Annotated in this window: 16 protein-coding genes and 1 pseudogene; 11 read left to right on the top strand and 6 right to left on the bottom strand. The window is 69.0% G+C overall.

Going from position 1 to position 19,052, the window contains the following annotated elements; genetic code table 11:
• Window positions 1–27: 27 nt before the first annotated feature.
• The 4 genes from ACZ3IC_RS05605 to ACZ3IC_RS05620 all read right to left on the bottom strand — a co-directional run bounded on the left by ACZ3IC_RS05605 (window position 28) and on the right by ACZ3IC_RS05620 (window position 4,507).
• Window positions 28–2,178, bottom strand: coding sequence for an AIPR family protein (locus ACZ3IC_RS05605; RefSeq protein ID WP_467412871.1), 2,151 nt, complete (start codon window positions 2,176–2,178; stop codon window positions 28–30).
• Window positions 2,179–3,182: 1,004 nt separating this feature from the next.
• Window positions 3,183–3,560, bottom strand: a complete 378-nt coding sequence (locus ACZ3IC_RS05610) for a hypothetical protein (RefSeq protein ID WP_467412874.1) — start codon at window positions 3,558–3,560, stop codon at window positions 3,183–3,185.
• 273 nt (window positions 3,561–3,833) lie between these two features.
• Complete coding sequence (locus tag ACZ3IC_RS05615) at window positions 3,834–4,232, bottom strand: PIN domain-containing protein (protein ID WP_467412875.1); 399 nt, start codon at window positions 4,230–4,232, stop codon at window positions 3,834–3,836.
• Window positions 4,229–4,507, bottom strand: coding sequence for a hypothetical protein (locus ACZ3IC_RS05620; protein WP_467412877.1), 279 nt, complete (start codon window positions 4,505–4,507; stop codon window positions 4,229–4,231). Before ACZ3IC_RS05620 ends, ACZ3IC_RS05615 begins: the two co-directional genes overlap by 4 nt.
• Window positions 4,508–4,630: 123 nt before the next feature.
• On the opposite strand from ACZ3IC_RS05620, the pseudogene ACZ3IC_RS05625 reads away from it, so the two are divergent.
• Window positions 4,631–4,819: pseudogene (locus ACZ3IC_RS05625) on the top strand (leucine zipper domain-containing protein); the annotation flags it as partial.
• Between the two features lie 148 nt (window positions 4,820–4,967).
• Here the strand turns inward: ACZ3IC_RS05625 and ku are convergent.
• Window positions 4,968–6,029, bottom strand: coding sequence for a non-homologous end joining protein Ku (gene ku, locus ACZ3IC_RS05630; protein ID WP_467412880.1), 1,062 nt, complete (start codon window positions 6,027–6,029; stop codon window positions 4,968–4,970).
• Between the two features lie 61 nt (window positions 6,030–6,090).
• On the opposite strand from ku, the gene ligD reads away from it, so the two are divergent.
• The 6 genes from ligD (at window position 6,091) to ACZ3IC_RS05660 (ending at window position 14,052) form a co-directional block, all read left to right on the top strand.
• Window positions 6,091–6,987 carry a non-homologous end-joining DNA ligase gene (gene ligD / locus ACZ3IC_RS05635; protein ID WP_467412881.1) on the top strand — a complete coding sequence of 299 codons (897 nt, stop codon included), beginning with the start codon at window positions 6,091–6,093 and terminating at the stop codon, window positions 6,985–6,987.
• A 243-nt stretch (window positions 6,988–7,230) separates the two neighbouring features.
• The gene (locus ACZ3IC_RS05640) at window positions 7,231–9,411 is read left to right on the top strand and encodes a HEAT repeat domain-containing protein (protein WP_467412882.1); all 2,181 of its coding nucleotides are present in this window, start codon (window positions 7,231–7,233) and stop codon (window positions 9,409–9,411) included.
• Window positions 9,408–9,743 (top strand): zinc ribbon domain-containing protein, encoded by a 336-nt coding sequence (locus ACZ3IC_RS05645; RefSeq protein WP_467412884.1) that lies wholly within the window; start codon window positions 9,408–9,410, stop codon window positions 9,741–9,743. Before ACZ3IC_RS05640 ends, ACZ3IC_RS05645 begins: the two co-directional genes overlap by 4 nt.
• A 275-nt stretch (window positions 9,744–10,018) precedes the next feature.
• The gene (locus ACZ3IC_RS05650) at window positions 10,019–11,398 is read left to right on the top strand and encodes an FtsW/RodA/SpoVE family cell cycle protein (protein WP_467412886.1); all 1,380 of its coding nucleotides are present in this window, start codon (window positions 10,019–10,021) and stop codon (window positions 11,396–11,398) included.
• Between the two features lie 124 nt (window positions 11,399–11,522).
• A complete protein-coding gene (locus ACZ3IC_RS05655) occupies window positions 11,523–12,980 on the top strand; it encodes a peptidoglycan D,D-transpeptidase FtsI family protein (protein ID WP_467412887.1) in 1,458 nt (485 codons plus the stop codon).
• A 4-nt stretch (window positions 12,981–12,984) separates the two neighbouring features.
• On the top strand, window positions 12,985–14,052 hold the full coding sequence (locus ACZ3IC_RS05660; RefSeq protein WP_467412889.1) for an amidase family protein: 1,068 nt from the start codon (window positions 12,985–12,987) through the stop codon (window positions 14,050–14,052).
• 167 nt (window positions 14,053–14,219) lie between these two features.
• On the opposite strand, the gene ACZ3IC_RS05665 is transcribed toward ACZ3IC_RS05660, so the two are convergent.
• Entirely contained in the window at window positions 14,220–15,338 is a 1,119-nt protein-coding gene (locus ACZ3IC_RS05665; protein WP_467412892.1) for a ferritin-like domain-containing protein, read from the bottom strand.
• A 178-nt stretch (window positions 15,339–15,516) separates the two neighbouring features.
• Here ACZ3IC_RS05665 and ACZ3IC_RS05670 point away from each other — a divergent pair, with 178 nt between their 5' ends.
• From ACZ3IC_RS05670 to ACZ3IC_RS05685, 4 genes are all read left to right on the top strand, one after another.
• Window positions 15,517–16,452 carry an AurF N-oxygenase family protein gene (locus ACZ3IC_RS05670; protein ID WP_467412893.1) on the top strand — a complete coding sequence of 312 codons (936 nt, stop codon included), beginning with the start codon at window positions 15,517–15,519 and terminating at the stop codon, window positions 16,450–16,452.
• A gap of 41 nt (window positions 16,453–16,493) precedes the next feature.
• On the top strand, window positions 16,494–17,243 hold the full coding sequence (locus tag ACZ3IC_RS05675) for a TetR/AcrR family transcriptional regulator (protein ID WP_467412895.1): 750 nt from the start codon (window positions 16,494–16,496) through the stop codon (window positions 17,241–17,243).
• A gap of 17 nt (window positions 17,244–17,260) precedes the next feature.
• Window positions 17,261–17,527, top strand: coding sequence for a hypothetical protein (locus ACZ3IC_RS05680; protein WP_467412896.1), 267 nt, complete (start codon window positions 17,261–17,263; stop codon window positions 17,525–17,527).
• A gap of 316 nt (window positions 17,528–17,843) precedes the next feature.
• Window positions 17,844–19,025 (top strand): C40 family peptidase, encoded by a 1,182-nt coding sequence (locus ACZ3IC_RS05685; RefSeq protein ID WP_467412899.1) that lies wholly within the window; start codon window positions 17,844–17,846, stop codon window positions 19,023–19,025.
• Window positions 19,026–19,052: the final 27 nt, after the last annotated feature.

Below are 19,052 nucleotides of genomic sequence, written 5' to 3' on the forward strand. Positions count from 1 at the left end.
AGGCTCCTGCTCGCCGGCCCCGCTCGGCTACAGCACGTACTCCTCCAGCAGCTGCCCCCCATCGGAGATCCGCTGCCAGAGCCGCTCGGCAATTTCCACCAGCGTTCCTTCTCCCGGAACCCGCCACTGCTTGGGGCCCTGAACCGCGCTCCACTGTTCCTTCCAGTCAGCGGCATTCCACATCTGGGAAACCAGTCCGGTGGGCGAGTAATGCCGGCCGTCGGCCTCCCAGATAAGCGGTGTCTTGCGGTCGTTCACCCAGCTCGCGCGACGGCGGCGCGGATCGGCGTCGAGCCATGCGCCGATGGCGAGCTCCTCCACCGCGCTGGGGGCGTATTCCAAGCGAGTGCCCTCCTCGATGGCATCGTGGTCGACCAACAGGCGCACCGTCTGAGGCCGTCGCTGACGCTTCCGTCCGGAAGTATCCATCAGGGCCTTGAGGTTCATCGGTGAATCAGGCCCGACGCCCCGTTCGAGCGTCCCGAGCACGGCCACGGCCAGCCGCGCACAGCGTTCCTCATTCGCGAAGGTACTGGTGATGAAACTCTTGTTGGTGAAGAGGGTGTCAACCATGCTGATGAGACAGGCCAGCACGGCCCGCACCTGGTCCGGAGTCTCAGCGAGCGTGCTCTCCCATTCGCTCTCGGACTCGTCGAACCGTTCACGGCCAATACGCTGGAAGACCAGGTGGGCAACGAGGAGCGCGCCGCTGTCCGCCACCGCGGCCGGACGCCCGCTGAGCTTCACTCGCGTTGTCGTCAGTTCGTCACGTACCAGCCGGAACACCTGGACAGCACGCCAGACTTGCTGGGCGCTCGGTTGTTGTCCGAAGAGGCGGGTGTAGGCGCCGCCCTGCCCTTCGCTCCACAGAGCGTTTGTGGAGCCTTTCACCCGGACTGCGAGCGACGAGTCCCGGTGCAGGCAGGCAAGAGCCGTCGCAGCCTCCGTGACCGAGCAGCCCGACTCTGGTGCGGGGTCCAGCTCGCCCCGCCGGAACACGTACTCCTTGTCGAGGGACAGTCGGAAATCCTTCTGGATCTCGCTCTGGACGGGGTCGATGGCGATGAAGTCCCGGCGCTCCATGTGGTTCTGGGTGTTGGTGGCCTTGGTGATGGCCCGGCCGAACCCCTCCGGCGTTCCGTCCAAGGAGATGATCCGCACGATGACGTATGCCTCTGCGACAAGATCGGCGTTCTTCTCGTACGCTCGGAATGCGGAGGTGACCGTCTGCGCGCCATTGACAACGCTGGCGTTGGTCAGGGTGAGGACGGTCGGTTGCCCCACCGCTCTCTTGAAGGGGTATTCCTGCGCGATCTCGTCGCACTGCACGGTGATGCCGTTGTGACGGTAAAAAAAGCCCTCGGGATCCTCCAGCATCGAGTCGACCATGGTCTGGTTGACCCCTGTCAGCCCGAGCGAGCGACGCACGTTGCGGTCGTAGAGGCGCTCGCCATGCCCCTCACCCTCGCCCTTGCCCCCGTACCAGCGCGCCAGTTGGTCGGCGCTGACCTCGCCGATCACGGCTTTGAAGGGGGTGTCGCGGGTATACCACTCCCGGTTCATGGTCGCCTTGAGTGTGATCGGCTGGGGCTCCAGATCCTCCCGGATCGCCCTGTGGAAGTTGGCCTGATTTACCACCCGATATGCAACGGTCCGCCCGAGCCCGCCGAACTCGCGCGCCGCCTCGTCAAGTATGTCGCGGGTCTCCTGAGACAGACGGCCGTCTCCCATGAGCGCGATGACCAGGTTCACCTTGCAGGTGGGCAGCTGAAGGACGCCGTGGACACGGTCGGAGAGAAGTTGCAGCCTCTCGTTGAAGTGGTCGAGGTCGCGGTTGTCGAGCTTCTTCAGCCCGTGCACCAGTTTGAGGGCAGCCTCTGTGTCGAAGCCGGCCGTCCCCTTGTCTCTCCACTTCGCCTGGATCAGCCAGATTTCGGAACCCGACGCAGAGAACGCAACACAGTCGATGCCGAAGTCGTCACGGCCATCGATGACCCCGGCCGCCGCCTCCTCCGAAGTACAATCGGCGAGAATCCGGGCCGCCTTGGCAGACACAGCCCTCGACAGCAGTGCCGTCTCACGCTCTTTTGGATCCTTCTTCTCGAAGTCATCCATGGAGATCAGGCCTTGGAACTCCCGGAGCAACGCCTTCCTGATGTGCTGCACCTCAAGAGGCATCCCCTGCACACTGCTACCCATTCCGCTCCCAACAGCCTTTGCTGACATAACTGTTCAGGATATCCCAGCTGCACAGCAGGCAGCTGAAATGTGCGACAGGAGAACGTTGGCATGGCTGGCAGCAGCTCCGTCAAAGCCTACGATCCGGGCGGATCAGCGTGAAACTACGACCCTCTGCCGCAGCCGGACGAGCCCGGGCGTGAGAGCAACCGCACGGACCCCGGCCGCAAGCAGCAGGAAACACGATAGAGATCCACCCGATGAACAGCTCCAGCGAGAGCGCTGCCGACGAGCAGCCCGCGCGTCGGCGTCGGACCGGCGCGCGGGCCACAAGGTCGGGCAGCGCTGCGACACCGGATTACTGTCCTTCGTTCTGCCCAGCGAGGAGGCTGAAGCGTACACGGGCCGGCTTGTCCGGGAAGGCACCAAGATGATCGGGAACTTTCATCAGAATCTGCTTCCCGTCGCAGTGGAAAGCCATCTCGGGGGAGACGCCCCAGTCGGCGTAGTGCTTGGAGTCCGAGTCCGCCCGAACCCGGGCAGCGGCACGACGCCGGAATCAATGCTGCAGAAGTTGCAGGACACCAGCTGCCCAGAGGAGCCGTGTGCAGGGCGGGCCCGAACAGTCCTCGGTCGTGGAGCTGCCGGGCGTGGGTTCTCGGTCCTGCCGTGCATCTGGGGACCGTAGAACTGGAATCCGACCTGCTGCCAGTAGGTGAGTCCGCCCTTCGCGTAGACGTAGTCGTAGCGCTGCTGTCCCCGGAGGACGACTTCCGGCACCCGCTCCGACACGGAGAGTTCGTCGCCTCGGGCCCCACACGTCCTGCGCATAGGCGCTGGAGCGCTCGTGTCCATAACCATGGAAGGCGTTGGTGGTCTTGGCGAAGTCCTTGCGCCCCCTCGCCGGGGAGACGGGGAGGCGGCGTTACCAGGTGGACGTGACATGGCGTACCCGGTGCCGCCGCCGGCCGACAGATCTTTTGCCGGCCCGTAGGCCGCGCGGCCTACGGGTCCATGTCGTCCGGTCCGCCGGAGCCGATCTGTTCCGCTCGCAGCGCCAGGTCCTGCAACACGTCGGCGGAGGACACGTCCGTCTGGCCGGAGTCGTGCACCTGGGCCAGCATCGCGAACGCCAGCGTGAACGCGCCGACCAGCTGCTCCACCGCGCCGCCCACTTCCCGGCCGACAAGGACGGCGACCTCTTCGATCGAGGCGTCCTCGGGAATCGTGATGCGGGGCATCGTCTCGTTGAGGAGCGCGGTCACCACGCTCGAATCGGTCTGTACGTCGTCGCGGTCGACGTTCTCTTCGAGGAGCCGGCGGATCTCGCCCGCCTCCGTGAGGATGCCTACGACTCGCTTCACCACTTCGCTCTGCTCCATGCTGTGAGCATAGGCGCGGAACCTGGCGACCTGTGGTCGGTCGATATTGCGGCTCGACTCTTCCGGACCGGGTTCCGGCCCTCTGCCCGGCTCCGCGCAGGCCCAGGGTGTCCGCTGCGGCGTGACATCCGTGCTCGCGAGCCGGAATGGCGGGCCTCGGCGGCTGAGAGCCTGTCGGGTGAAGCCGGGGTGTCCGGGAGCGTTCGTCAGCAGCCGGCTGAGCTGAGTACTGCACTGGAAGGCGCCCGATGCCGTCAAGGGCGCCCCCACCTCTCACACCTTCTCGACCAGGACCCGGGAGTACGGGGCCGTGAGCATCTCGATGTCCTCCACGTCGGAGGTCAGGATCGTCACCCGCCCCGGCAGCGCCAGAACGGTCGCGCACAGCATCGCGTCGATGGCGTACTTGTGACCGTGCAGCCCTGCACTGCGCAGCAGGGTCGCGGCAGACTGCGCGTGAGCCTGAGTGACCGGCTCCACGCGCAGCCGGGACAGCGTCCACTTCAGGGCGGCGTCATTGATCTTGGGGTGAATGACCTCGACCAGGACAGCGGCCGAGGTCACCACCGGAACGTCGGCGTCGCGGGCCGCTGTCAGCCACTCATGAACTTCCCGGTCACGCCCCACCGCCTTCGCCAGACCCTCGCTGTCCAGAACGAGTGCACCGGTCATGCGGCAGCCTCGGCGTCGGATGCATGCCCGGTGAGCCTGGCCCTCTTGGCGTCCACGGCTCCCCGGTCGGCCGGCCCATTGGCCTTGTCGAAGTCCGCGATCAGTTCGTCCAAGCTGTCGCGCTCGATCTGGCGCTGCGCGGCCTTCTCCAGATAGGCGGACACACCTCGCTTACCGACGCGCTCACGGATCGCCTGCAGCGTTCCGGCAGCCAGTGTGACCGAAATGCCACTGCTGGGGCCATCGCCAGGCAGGAATTCGGAGTCATCACTCATGAAACCCACTATAACATTTGAAATGCCATAGCGTGTGGTGAGCGCTATCTACCTCTGAAGTCGCTCCCGCCGTCGGCGGGTCCCGGGTTCTGCACGAACGGTAACGCACCCCTGGCATGAGGCCGCTGCGTCGTCGAGGACGGCTGGACCCTGCGCCGGGCCACCGAACGCTTCCAGGTCTGGCCCACGACGGCTCACTGGTGGGCCGACCGCTACCGCGAGCTGGGCGAGGCAGGCATGACCGACCGATCCTCGCGCCCGCACCACAGCCCGCGCCGGAACCCCGCCCGCCGAACCGAGACCTCGCGGCGGCCCAGCCCGACTTCGCCAATGACTTCGACGCGGCGGACGGCGTACTGACGTCGGTGCGGAGCCTCGGCAAGGACGCCTCACTCAAGGCGGTCACGGGGTACGACGACGTGACGCGTACGGGCCCGGGCTCGTACCGCTCGCCCCCGTCTCAGGCCGAGGCGCGTTTGCGAGGGGCTGCCTTCTTCGTCGACTTCGTGTCCGACTTCGCCGTGGTCTTCTTCGCCGTCGTCTTGGCGGCCGACTTCGCCGTCGACCGCGCGGCGGTCTTCTTGGCGGGTGTCGTGCGCGGCGCGGACTTCTTCGCGGCCGTCTTCTTGGTGGCCGTGGCCTTCTTCTTCGCCCCGGTTCCGCCCGACTTCTTGCGGCCGGTGAGCGAGGTGACGTCGGCGACGGGCGTGTTCGCCGATTCCTTCTCCGCCTCCGGCTCCTCACCACGAGCCTCCTTCGCCGCCCGGACGCTGTTCTCCAACGCTGCGATCAGGTCGATGACCTTGCCGCTGCCGGAGTCGCCCGCTCCCGCCGGCTCCAAAGTCCGGCCTTCCGCCTTCGCCGCGATGAGTTCCTCGACCGCCTCGCGGTAGTCGTCGTGGAGCGAGTCCATGTCGACCTCGCCGAGGGTGGCCATCAGCGCGTCGGCCAGGTCGAGTTCGGCGTCACGGACCGTGACCTCGACCTCCGGGGCGACACCCTCCGGGCTGCGGATCTCGTCCGGCCAGAGCAGGCCGTGCATGGCGATCACATCGTCGACCACCCGCAGCATGCCGAGCCGTTCGCGGCCGCGCAGCGCGTACTTCGCCACGGCGACCTTCTGGCTCCGCTTCAGCGCCTCACGCAGCAGGGTGTACGGCTTGGCCGCCGGGACCCCGTTGGCGGAGAGGTAGTACGCCGCGTCCATCTGGAGCGGGTCGATCGAGGCGGCAGGCACGAAGGCGACGATCTCGATCGTCTTGGCGGTGGGGAGCGGAAGCGAGCTGAGGTCCTCGTCGCTGATCGGGATCACCGAGCCGTCGGCGTCCTCGTACGCCTTGCCGATCTCGGCGGCGGTGACTTCCTGCTCGTCGATCTCGCAGACCTTCCGGTAGCGGATCCGGCCGCCGTCGGAGAGGTGGATCTGGCGGAAGGAGACCGAATGGTTCTCGGTGGCGTTGACCAGCTTGATCGGGATGCTGACCAGCCCGAAGGAGATGGCGCCGTTCCAGATGGACCGCACTGTTCACCCCTTGTGTCCTTATAGATACCCATAGATCCAGGAAACGTGTGACTCTTATCGTATGACGCCGATCACAGAGGTGGAGGGGCGGCGGCTGGCTCTCAGCAATCTCGACAAGGTGCTGTATCCGGCCACCGGAACCACCAAGGGCGAGGTGCTCCACTACTACGCGGCCACCGCCGCGGGGTCCCTGCTGACGCATCTGCACGACCGGCCCGTGTCCTTCCTGCGCTATCCGGACGGGCCCGACGGACAGCGCTTCTTCACCAAGAACCCGCCGCCGGGTACGCCGTCCTGGGTACAAACCACCCCGGTGCCGCACCATGAGGACCAGCGGGCCAGACAGGTGGTCGTGCAGGATCTGGCCTCGCTGATGTGGGCGGCCAACCTGGTGGTGGAATTCCACACCCCGCAGTGGCGGGCCGATGCGCCCGGGGTCGCCGACCGAATGGTGTTCGACCTGGACCCCGGTGCGCCCGCGACCGTGGTGGAGTGCTGCGCGGTGGCGCTGTGGCTGCGCGAACGCCTGGCGGCGGACGGGTTGCTCGCGTACGGGAAGACCTCCGGGTCGAAGGGGCTGCATCTGCTCGTACCGCTGGAGCCGACCCCCGCCGATCGGGTGTCGGCGTACGCGAAAGGGCTGGCCGTCGAGGCGGAGCAGGAGCTCGGGGAGCTGGTCGTGCACCGGATGACGCGGACCCTGCGGCCGGGGAAGGTGTTCGTCGACTTCAGCCAGAACGCGGCGTCGAAGACAACCGCCACCCCCTATACGCTGCGCGCCCGGCCCGAACCGACCGTCTCGGCGCCCGTCACCTGGGCGGAGATCGAGGAGTGCCGGGCACCGGGGAACCTGGTGTTCCTGGCCGGTGACATGGGGGCGCGGCTGGAGCGGTACGGGGATCTGCTCGGGCCGCTCGTCGATCCGAACCGGGCCCGGCCGCTGCCGGCTGCGCGGTAGGGGCGAGGGCGCTCCGGGTCCGGGTGGGATGGCCAGCGTCCTGTCCTCGATCGCCGGACGGGCTTGATTCATCGAACCGAACGGTCAACGCGTCCGAAACTCGCCCCCGAACCGCATGGCGCATAGCGGACGATTTTGTCATGTCCGTAAGGAAGAGACCGCATGTGGAGGGCAGATCGTCCGAGCCGTGGTGCACACTCCTCGCAGACACTGCTGTGTGGAATTGCGTGGGGAGGCGATGGCGTGTTCGCAGAGATCGACGAGGTCGACTGGGCCTCGATGGAGCATGCCTACGGGCCTGCCGATGACGTGCCGTCGATGCTGCGGGGTCTCGCGTCCGACGATCCGGCCGAGCGCGAGGCGGCGCTGGACGGCATGTACGGGGCCGTTCACCACCAGGGTGACGTGTATGCCTGCACGTTGGCCTGCATCCCTTTTCTCTTCGAGCTGGTCGTGGACCCGGGGATCCAGGACCGGGGCAGCATCGTCGAGCTGCTCACCAGCATCGGCGGTATCGATCTGGGCGAGGACGACGAGGACGAGATCGACGAGGAGGAGATCGAGGGCGCGGCGAACTACGCGATGGCGGCGACCGCCGTCACCGCGGGTGCCGGGGTGTTCTTCGAGCTGATGGCCGACGAGGACCCGGGGGTGCGGCTCTCCGTCCCCCTGGCACTCGCCACGCTCCACAGCCACCCGGTGCGGGTCCTCGACCTGTTGCGGGAGCGGTTGCCGGTGGAGCCGGCCGAGGAGGTACGGCTCGCCCTGGTCGAGGCCGCGGGGCGGGTCGCTCTGCGCCATCGTGCGCTGGCCGGGCAGGCGGCCGGCTGGCTGACCCGGCTGGCCGCTGAGGGGTTTGCGCCGGGGCTGCGGCTCGCCGCGCTGGCCCAGCTGGCGCGGTGCGCGCCCGATGCGCTGCCGGGCGATGTCGTACGGGTGGTGACGGGGCTGCTGCGGCAGCTGCGCTCGGTACCCGGGCGCCGGGCCGGGGCGGCCCCCTCGGTCGATGCGCAGACCGGTCCGGCCGAGGCGGTCACGGCCGTCGACGCGCACACGGAGGCGGCCGGGGCCGGGGAACCGCCCGTCGAGGAGCGGGCCGCGCCGGTGACCCTGGTGGGGCAGTTGCGGGCGCTGTCCGACGAGGAGACCTCGGGGCGCACCGCCCCCTGGACGGCGGATCTGCTGCGGACGCTGCATGTCGGGCTCGACGACCGGGTCGCCGAGCGGACAGCGCTGCTGACCGACCAGCTGCGCAGCCCCGACCGCCGACAGCGCATCGATGCGCTACGGATGAGCAGTGGGCTGATCCGGGCCTGGCGCGGCTCGTACGAGGAGCTGGTACGGCTGGTCGGTGAGCAGCTGGCCACCCCTGAGCCACTGCTGGCCGAGGCCGCCGCGCATGTGCTGGAGGAGCTCTTCGGGCTCGCCGCGCCCGCCGCCGATGCGCTGGCGGCGCGGGTGGCGGCGGACTCCGGCTCCTGGGTGAGGGACTGGCCGAGCGGGCCTCCGGGGCTCGGCAGCGCGGTGAAGGCGCTGGCCCGGCTGGGCGATGCCCGTGCCGTGCCCGCGCTGGCCGCCGCGCTGGAGCGGCCCGAGGTGCCGCACGACGTGGGGTTCGCCATCGGCTGCCTGGGGGCGGCGGCGGACCCGCTGACCGCTGTGCTGCGCCGCAGGCTCGGCGAGGTCCGTCTCGACGAGGCCGCGTACGACCGGGCAAGCCCGCTGCTCACGGGGCTGACCGCGCTGCGGGCGGACGAGGCGTTGCCGGAGGTGCTGCGGGTGCTGCACGGCGCGCCGGAGTACCGGGGCGAGTGGCTGCGTACGGCGGCGCTGCGGGCGCTCGGTTCGTTCGGGCCCGCGGCGCACGGTGCCGTACCGGAGCTGCGTGCGTTGCTGCGCCGTCCGGGGTCCACCTCGGCGACCGAGGTGGCGGAGGCCCTGTGGGCGGTCGACGGTGATGCCGACGCCGTGCTGCCGGTGCTGATCGAGGGCCTGCAGGCGGAGCGCGCCCACGAGCGGCGCTCCGCCGTGAACGCGCTGGGCAGGCTCGGGCCGCGGGCGGCGGTGACCGCGCCCCGGCTGCGCGCGCTGCTGCGGCACGAGGAGCTGTGGCTGCGGGTGGATGCGGCCATCGCTCTGTGGGACGTGTCCGGGCGGGCCGAGGAGTCCGTACCGGTGCTCCTGGCGGCCTGGGAGAAGAACCGTCACGCCCGGGTCCGGGTGGCGGAATGTCTGGCGCGAATGGGTGTCGCTGGTGCAGGGTCGGACGCGGCACCCGTGCTGCGCGCCGAGCTCGCCTCCGTACGCCGTCACAACGCGATGGACGGTGGCTTCGGCAGCCACGACACATACGAGGACGAAAAGCTGCTGGCGCTCTGCCGGCAGGCACTTCTGGGAAATACGGGGAAGGGACCCATAACATGATCATTTTCGGTACGCGGGGTTATCTGTACCAACTGGCCGTCCTGACGTTGGTCTGCGGCTGGTGCGGCAATCCGGCGGCGCACACGCTGCGCAAGCGGGTCACCAAGTTCACCCTGTTCTTCGTGCCGCTGTTCCCGTTCTCGACGAAGTTCGCGACGCAGTGCACGTTCTGCGGCGGGGAGCAGCAGATCCCGAAGGAGCAGGCCGAACAGCTGCTGGCTCAGCATGCGGCCTCGCAGGGCGGCAACCCGTTCGGGCAGGCACAGGGACAGGGGCAGGGGCACCCGGGATACGCGCCGGGCGGACAGGGGCAGAACCCGTACCAGCACTGAAACCGCACCCCGAGCAGCTTCACGAGCAGCATGCCAAGCAGCAACGCAACCGGTACTAAATAGGCATAAAGCGCTTCCTTCCGAATAAGGTCTATGAGGCATGGACCGCGGGAAGGGAGGGGGTCCGGAATCCGGGCCGCATCACGGGAAGTGAGGGAACGTCGGCGCGGCATCCTGACGCGCCGGCCACCGGGCAGACCCTCTTGAGCATGTCGGCGGACATACCCGCTATGACATAAGGGAAATACACACCACCTCTTGCTACGTTGCCTGGCATGACCGCAATGACGGCGGACGCGCCCCCGCCCGATCCACGTCTGCCCAAGCGGCGCGGAGTCGAGCTTCTGCTTCTCATCGGGGCAGTTTTCATCTCCGTCTACGGCTACGCCGCCGTCGGCCTGGCCAAGAACGACGCGGTCCCGCCCGATGTGGCCGGCTACAGCGCGGGCCTGGGGCTGCTCGCCCTCCTCGCCCATCTCGCGGTCCGCTTCCGTGCCCCGTACGCCGATCCGCTGCTGCTGCCCATCGCCTTACTGCTCAACGGGCTCGGCCTGGTACTGATCTACCGGCTCGACCTGGAGACACCGAAGGACCAGGCGGCCCCCACCCAGCTGATCTGGTCCACGCTCGGCGTGACGCTCTTCATCGTGGTGGTCGTCTTCCTGCGCGATCACCGGGTGCTCCAGAGGTACGCCTATCTCTCCGTCGCCACCGCACTGGTCCTGTTGATCGTGCCGATCTTCTTCCCCGCCGTGAACGGCGCCAAGATCTGGATCCGGGTCGGCGGATTATCCTTCCAGCCGGGCGAGTTCGCCAAGATTCTGCTCGCCGTGTTCTTCGCCGCGTATCTCGCCGCGAACCGCAACGCCCTCGCCTACACCGGCCGCAAAATCTGGAAACTCCAGCTCCCCACCGGCCGGGTGCTCGGCCCGATCGTCGCGATCTGGCTGCTCAGCGTCGGTGTGCTGGTCCTGGAACGCGATCTGGGCACCTCGCTCCTCTTCTTCGGCCTCTTCGTGATCATGCTGTACGTGGCGACCGGCCGCACCGGCTGGATCGCGGTGGGCCTGCTACTCGCGTCCGTCGGCGCGTTCGTCGTCGGCTCCTTCGAACCGCATGTGCACAGCCGGGTCCAGGACTGGCTCGACCCGTTCGCCTCCATCGACGCCGGTCAGGGCCCCAGCCAGCTGGCCCAGTCACTGTTCGCGTTCGCCGCGGGCGGGATGCTCGGCACCGGCCTCGGGCTCGGCCACTCCATCCTCATCGGCTTCGCCGCCAAGTCCGACTTCATTCTGGCGACCGCGGGCGAGGAGCTGGGCCTTACCGGGCTGACCGCGATCTTCCTGCTGTACACGCTGCTCGTCGCCCGCGGCTACCGGGCCGGCCTCGCCCTGCGCGACCCCTTCGGGCGGCTGCTGTCTATCGGTCTCGCCTCGATCCTGGCGCTCCAGGTGTTCGTGATCGCGGGCGGGGTGATGGGGCTGATCCCCCTGACCGGCATGGCGATGCCGTTCCTCGCCCAGGGCGGTTCGTCCGTCGTCACCAACTGGATCATCGTGGCGCTGCTGATCCGGGTCAGCGACCAGGCCCGCAGACCGCACCCCGGCCACGTGGAGACCGGCGTCATCGCGCCGATGGTGGAGGACGAGCTGTGATCCCGAACCCACGAGCCGTGATCCCGCCGAACCCACGAGCCGTGATCCCGAACCCGCGAGCCGTGATCCCCCCGAACCCACGAGCCGTGCTCCCGTACCCGCCGCAAGTCCCGGAGGCCAGGCCGTGATCCGCTACATCCGCCGGGCCGCCGCGTTCTGTCTGCTGCTGCTCGTGGCGCTGCTGCTGAACGCCGCCCGCATCCAGGTCTTCAATGCCGACAGCCTGAACGCCAACCCTGCCAACCGCCGCCTCACAATCGCCCGTTACGACCAGCCGCGCGGCAACATCCTGGTCGACGGCGAGTCCGTCACCGGTTCCAGGAACACCGGCGAGCAGCTCAAGTACGAGCGCACGTACACGAACGGCCCGCTGTACGCGCCGGTGACCGGTTACGCCTCGCAGACGTACGGCACGACCCTGATCGAGAACGCCGAGGACGACATCCTCTCCGGCACCGACTCGATGCTCGCCCCGTTCCCGCTGTGGAACGAGATCAGCCGCAGTCAGCAGCCCGGTGGCAATGTCGTCACGACCATCAAGGACTCGATGCAGCGAGCCGCCTACAACGGGCTCGGCGGGCGGCGGGGCGCGGTCGCCGCCATCGAGCCGTCGACCGGCAGGATTCTGGCGCTGGTCTCGACCCCGTCGTACGACCCCGGGCGGCTCTCCGGCACCGGTTCGTCCGTCACCGACGCCTGGCAGCAGCTGAACGCGTCGAAGAGCCAGCCGATGCTCAACCGGGCGATCCGGCAGACCTATCCGCCGGGCTCCACCTTCAAGATCGTGACGGCGGCGGCGGCGCTCGACGCGAACGTCGTCACCGATCCCGACGACGAGACCGACACCCCGTCCCCCTATGTGCTGCCGGGTACGACGACCACGCTCCCCAATGAGGCGGAGGGCTGTGAGGATGCCTCGCTCGCCGAGGCGATCCGGGTCTCCTGCAACACCGTGATGGCGGAGCTGGGGGTGCGGGTCGGGCTGGAGGGCATGGTGGACGCGGTGCGGAAGTTCGGCTTCAACGACACCGGGCTGAAGATCCCGTCGGGGGTGACGAAGAGCAACTTCGACACCGAGATGTCCGACGACCAGTTGGCGCTCTCGTCGATCGGACAGTTCGACACGACGGCGACACCGCTCCAGATGGCGATGGTGGCCTCGGCCGTGGCGAACGGCGGCGACCTCAAGTACCCGTATCTGGTGGACCGTACGACCACGAGAAGCGGCTCGACCGTCCACCGGAACGGCTCGCACACCTACCACCGGGCCATGAACCTGCGGACGGCGATGCAGTTGCGGAGGATGATGGTCGACGTCGTGGAGGAGGGCACCGGTTCCAACGCCGCGATCGACGGGATGACGGTCGGCGGCAAGACCGGCACCGCGCAGCACGGCATCGACAACTCGGGCAGGCCCTACGCCTGGTTCATCTCGTGGGCGCAGGCGCCGGACTCGGGGCAGCCGGCCGTCGCGGTCGCCGTGGTCGTCGAGGACGCCGCCGCGAACCGGGCCGATATCAGCGGCGGCGGGAGCGCGGCCCCCATCGCCCGTTCCGTCATGCAGGCGGCCCTGGGAGACTGACCGCGTGGCGGATGCGGGTGCGGTGGGCCGGGCTCTGGAGCGGATCGGGCGGGAGGATCCGCGCCTGTGCGCGTTCATCGAGGTGTGGCCCGAGGCAGCGGTCACCGCTGCCGAGCGGGCCCGTCGGCTTCCGCTGGACGGGATGCCGTTCGCGGTCAAGGGTCGTGCCGGTATCCGTTCGTACGCGGCCCGGCGGCTGATCGCGGCCGGTGGAGTACCGGTCGGCGCGACCTCGGTGCCCGGCCCCGGTACGCCCTGGCAGACCTGGGGACTGGGCGCGCACGGCCGTACGGTCAACCCGTGGCGCCCCGACCGCACGCCCGGCGGGTCCTCGGCGGGCTCGGCGGTGGCGGTCGCGGCGGATCTGGTGGAGCTGGCGACCGGCAGCGACGGGGCGGGTTCGGTGCGGATTCCGGCGGCGTGGTGCGGGGTGTTCGGGTTGAAGACGACGAATGGCCTGCTGCCCTCCCCCGACCGGTCCGGTCTCGCTTCCGCCGGGGTGCTGGCCCGTTCGGCGGCTCACGCCCGGACCTATCTGCGCTGTGTCCTGGACGGCTGCGAACCGGCGACGGCGGATCTTCCGATCCCGGCCGTCTTCAGCCCCGGTCTGGGTTACGCGGACGTCGACCCGGAAGTCGAGTCGGTCGTCCGGCGGGCGGTGGGCCGGCTCGTGGCGGCCGGGGTGGTGCGGCTCGTGAGCCGCACGTGCGAGCTGCTCGACCCGCGAGAGGCGTGGCAGGCGGTCCGGGGTGGGGAGCCGTCCCCGGCCGCCACGGAGATCCGGCGCGAGAACGACCTCCGGCTCGACGCCCTGTTCGCCCGTACTCCTCTGTTGCTCACCCCGACCACCCCCAACCGCCCGCACGGCCACGACGGTCCGGGCGAGCTCTACTCGACCGCGCTGACCTGGGCGTTCAATCTCAGCGGGCATCCCGCCGCGACTGTGCCCGCCGGGTTCACGGCGGACGGCTGCCCGGTCGGGCTGCAGTTGGCCGCAGAGCGCGGGGCGGACGTCTCGCTGCTCGAAATGGCCCTGGCGGTGGAGAAGGTGCTGATTACTGTGCGGCCATGACACACAGCGACCGAAAGGTCGGCCATGAGCCGGCCCGGGCGACCGGCCGAGGGCATCGGGGCGACGCTCGCGATACTGCTGGAGGTGCCCGAGCGGGTGGCGGAGCTGGTGCGGGGATTCGTCTCATGGCTCCGAGGTCCCCGGCCCCTCGGCGGGCCGTTCCGCCCTCAGTCTCCGGATGAGCCCGATTCGCCCTGCGCCATCGCCTCTTCGACTTCGGCGACCCTGGCCCTTTCCTCTGCCGCGAAACGGTCCCGGTCCAACTGCTCGGCCAGCTCCTCGTCCTGGGCCATCAGCAGGTCCAGGTCGGAGTCGCCGAGCTCGAAGACGCCCATGTCGATGTAGGCCTTCTGGAGCCGTTCGCCCCACAGGCCGATGTCCTTGACGCACGGCACTATCCGGCTGAACAGCAGCTTGCGGAAGAGCTGCAGAAATTCCGAGTGTTCGGAGAGTTCCCTGGCCTCCTGCTTGCCGATGCCGAAGTTCTCCAGCACCTCGACACCGCTGAGTCGGTCGCGCATCAGATAGCAGCCCTCGATGACGAACTCCTCGCGCTCCCGCAGTTCGGCGTCGCTCAGCTGCTTGTAGTAGTCGCGCAACGCCATCCGCCCGAAGGCGACGTGCCGGGCCTCGTCCTGCATGACGTACGCGAGGATCTGCTTGGGCAGCGGCTTGGTCGTGGTGTCGCGGATCATGCCGAACGCGGCCAGGGCGAGGCCCTCGATGAGGACCTGCATGCCGAGATACGGCATGTCCCAGCGGGAGTCGCGCAGGGTGTCGCCGAGCAGCCCCTGGAGGTTGTCGTTGATCGGGTAGAGCATCCCGATCTTCTCGTGCAGGAACCGGCCGTATATCTCCGCGTGCCGGGCCTCGTCCATGGTCTGGGTCGCGGAGTAGAACTTCGCGTCCAGGTCGGGGACGGATTCCACGATCCTGGCCGCGCAGACCATGGCGCCCTGCTCACCGTGGAGGAACTGGCTGAACTGCCAGGAGGTGTAGTGCTTGCGCAGCTCGCCCCGATCCTTGTCGGTCATCTTCGCCCAGTGCGGCGTCCCGTACAGGGTCAGGGCCTCGTCCGGGGTGCCGAGCGGGTCGGCGGGGTCGACCTCCAGGGACCAGTCGATGCGCTTGTTGCCGTCCCACTGCTTGTCCTTGCCCTTCTGGTAGAGGGCGAGTAGGCGTTCACGGCCGTCGTCGTAGTCCCAGCTGAAGCGGGCCGCGCCTGAGGCGGGCACCTGCCAGAGCGATTCCTGGGGGGCGGTGGTGTAGAGGTCGTGTGTCGACACGAACGGCTCCTTCGCCTTACGTGCTCCGATAAGTTCCGTGGCGGTTGCGTCAGTTGGCAGGTTCACACGTTGGTAGACGCCGGGTCAACAAGTCGCGCGCAAGGGATTGACGACCTTGCTGACAGAGAGTCTCATAAGGGGTGACCTTCGGTAACCCATGTGTGAGGTGCCTCCAGCCATGACGACAGCGACGGAACGCGACGTGCAGTTGCTCCGCGATGCACTCGGCCCGCTCCGGGACCGCGAGCAGATCGCCGAGCGGCTGCTCGAATCCTCGGCCAAGCACTCCTTCGACCCGGACAAGGAACTCGACTGGGACGCGGCGATCGAGGACGGCAAGTGGTTCTGGCCGCCCGAGCTCGTCTCGCTCTACGACACCCCGCTGTGGCGGAAGATGTCCGAGGAGCAGCGGATGGACCTGGCCAGGCACGAGACGGCGTCACTGGCCTCACTGGGCATCTGGTTCGAGATCATCCTCATGCAGTTGCTGGTCCGGCACATCTACGACAAGCCGGTGACCAGCAACCACGTACGCTACGCGCTCACCGAGATAGCCGACGAGTGCCGGCACTCGATGATGTTCGGCCGCCTGATCAAGTGGAGCGCGTCCCCCGACTACCCCGTACCGCGCGTCCATCACAACCTCGCACGCGTGCTGAAGACCATCTCCACCACGCCCGGTTCGTTCGCCGCGACGCTGCTCGGCGAGGAGATCCTCGACTGGATGCAGCGGCTGACGTTCCCCGACGAGCGCGTCCAGACCCTGGTGCGCGGCGTGACCCGCATCCACGTCGTCGAGGAGGCACGCCACGTCCGCTACGCCCGCGAGGAACTGCGCCGCCAGATGGTGACCGCGCCGCGCTGGCAGCGGGAGTTCACCCGGGTGGGCTGCGGCGAGGCGGCCCGCGTCTTGTCCATCTGCTTCATCAACCCGCAGGTGTACGAGAACGTCGGCCTGGACCGCCGCGAAGCCGTCGCCCAGGTGAGGGCGAGCGGCCACCGCGCGGAGGTCATGCAGACCGGCGCGAAGCGACTGACGGACTTCCTGGACGACATCGGGGTGCTGGGCGGGGTGGGGCGCAGGCTGTGGAAGAGCTCGGGCCTGCTGGCCTGAGCCGGGTTCCCCTTCGGCCGGGCTCGCTTAGGCTTCGACGTATGACCTCTGCCGCCGCAGCGCCGCCGACCCGTGCGTACCGAAGGCTCAGCGTCGAGGAACGCCGCACCCAGCTTCTCGGTGCGGCGCTCACCCTCTTCGCCCACCGGGCCCCCGACGAGGTCTCGCTCGACGAGGTGGCGACGGTGGCCGGGGTCTCCCGCCCGCTCGTGTACCGCTACTTCCCAGGAGGGCGGCAGCAGTTGTACGAGGCGGCGCTGAGGTCCGCCGCCGAGGAACTGATCCTGTGCTTCACCGAGCCGCCCGTGGGGCCGCCCACCGAGCGGGTGCTGCGGGTGCTCGACCGCTATCTCGCCTTCGTCGACGAGCACGACGCGGGCTTCAGCGCACTGCTGCGCGGTGGCAGCGTCGTCGAGACCTCCCGTACGACCGCGATCGTCGACGAGGTACGGCGGGCGGCGGCCGAGCAGATCCTGCTGCACCTGGGCCGGGGCGGGGCGGGTGCGGGGCCCCGGCTGCGGATGATGGTGCGCACCTGGATCGCGGCGGTCGAAGCGGCTTCCCTGATCTGGCTGGACGAGGGGAAGCGGCCCGCCGCGGCCGATCTGCGCGACTGGCTGGTCGACCAGCTGATCGCACTGCTGGCGGCGACCGCGGCGACGGACCCGGAGACCGCGTCGGCGGTGGCGGAGCTGCTGCCGTCGGAGACCGCCGCCGGTCCGGCCGGACGGCTGGCCGAACGGCTGATCCCGGTGGTCGGCGGGGCGGCCCATCTGCTGCCCGAGGGCTGATCGGTCAGACTGGGGCGGTGAAAAGCGAGAACACCCACTTCACCGGCGGGCCCCTGGACGGACGGGTACTGCCCGTCCTCGTCGGTCCGACCGGCCATCCGCCCAAGTGGTACGAGGTCCCGGTGCCGGCCGCCGACGGCGGGCCCGCCACCGTGTACGCGTACCGCCGGGTGGCGGCCGGTCACTCCAAGCGGCTGGGGATTCCGCGCGGCTGGGTGTACGAGTACGCCCCCGAGGGCCGTAAGCAGCACAGCCCCAAGTGGCCCTGGTCGAAGCCGGGCTGACATTGGAGCCCAGGGCCCGAAGGGGCCCACGGCCACCGCTCCGTACCGGGTGTTGGCGGTCGGAAGGACCGCCGTCGTCCAGCGCGACCGGGTGTTCTACGCGTTCCCGGTCGCCTGGGGCCGGCCAGTCCGGCGGATCGGAGTCGGGCCGGTCGTAGCCGAATCCCCGGGATTCCGCACCCGCCCTTCCGGGCGAACCCGTCTGCCGCCACACCGCACGGGTTCTTGCATCTCCTGACACCGAGTGACCGTATTGATTCATCGCGCTCACTTATGGGGCAGTCCCATGTTTCACCCCGTCACCGGAGGTGGTCTCGTGTCAGGCGGAGCTCTGCGTGCGGTCTGCACAGCGGCCCTGACCACGCTCGTCGTGACCTCGCCTGCAGCCGCCGCACCCGTTGACCCGGGCCCTGCCGCGAGGAGCACCGCGAAGCGGTCCGCCGCTTTCACGGCCACGGCCACGAACAAAAGCATCGCCCAGCTGCTGACCGAGCTCCAGAAGCTGTACCAGCAGGCCGAGGAGGCCACCGAGACATACAACGGGACCGCGGCGGAGCTGAAGAAGCGCACGGCGGAGGCGAAGAAGCTCAGCGCCTCCCTCGCCACCGCCAGGCTCGCGCTGACCGACAGCCGCGACGCGGCGGGGCAGCTGGCCCGGGAGCAGTATCAGGGTCGGTCCGACCTCTCCTCGTACATGCAGCTGCTGCTGGCCCGTGATCCCGAGCACCTCCTGGACCAGGAGCATGTGATCCGGCGTGCGGCGGCCGGGCGGGCGGCGACCGTGAAGCGGCTCACCGGCGCCGAGAAACGCGCCGACGACCTGGCGGCCGAGTCCCGCAGGGTGCTGGGCCGGCAGCAGGTCCTGGCCGCGAAGCAGAAGAAGCAGAGGGACACGGTGCAGTCGCGGCTGAAGGCGGTCGAGGCGACGCTGGCCACGCTATCCGGCGCGCAGCTCGCCGAGCTGTCCCAGCTGGAACAGCAGGGCATGGCGAGGGCGCAGAGCGCCCTGGTCGCCTCGGGAGCCCTGTCCTCGACCAGGCCGCCGTCCGAGGCGGGCGGCGAGGCGGTGAAGTACGCGATCGGGCAGGTCGGCAAGCCGTATGTGTGGGGCGCGGAGGGGCCGGACTCGTTCGACTGCTCGGGGCTCACCTCGCAGGCCTGGGCGAAGGCCGGTCGGATCATTCCGCGGACCTCGCAGGAGCAGTGGCGGCAGCTGCCGAAGGTGCCGCTGAACGCACTGCGTCCGGGTGACCTGGTGATCTACTTCCCGAAGGCGACCCACGTGGCGCTGTACATCGGCAACGGTCAGGTGGTGCAGGCACCCCGGCCGGGCTCGCAGGTGAAGGTCTCGCCGGTGGCGTCGAATCCGCTGCTGGGCGCCGTACGGCCGGATCCGCGGAGCGTGCCGCTTTCCGTGTACCGACCGCCACAGCTCCCGCAGGGGGCATCCGCGGGCTCGGACACGGGGTACGGCTCGTCGTCGGCGCCCAAGGAGTAAGCAACCGGCGATCGGACCGCGACCGCA

This window comes from Streptomyces sp. NPDC002958, from assembly GCF_055563255.1.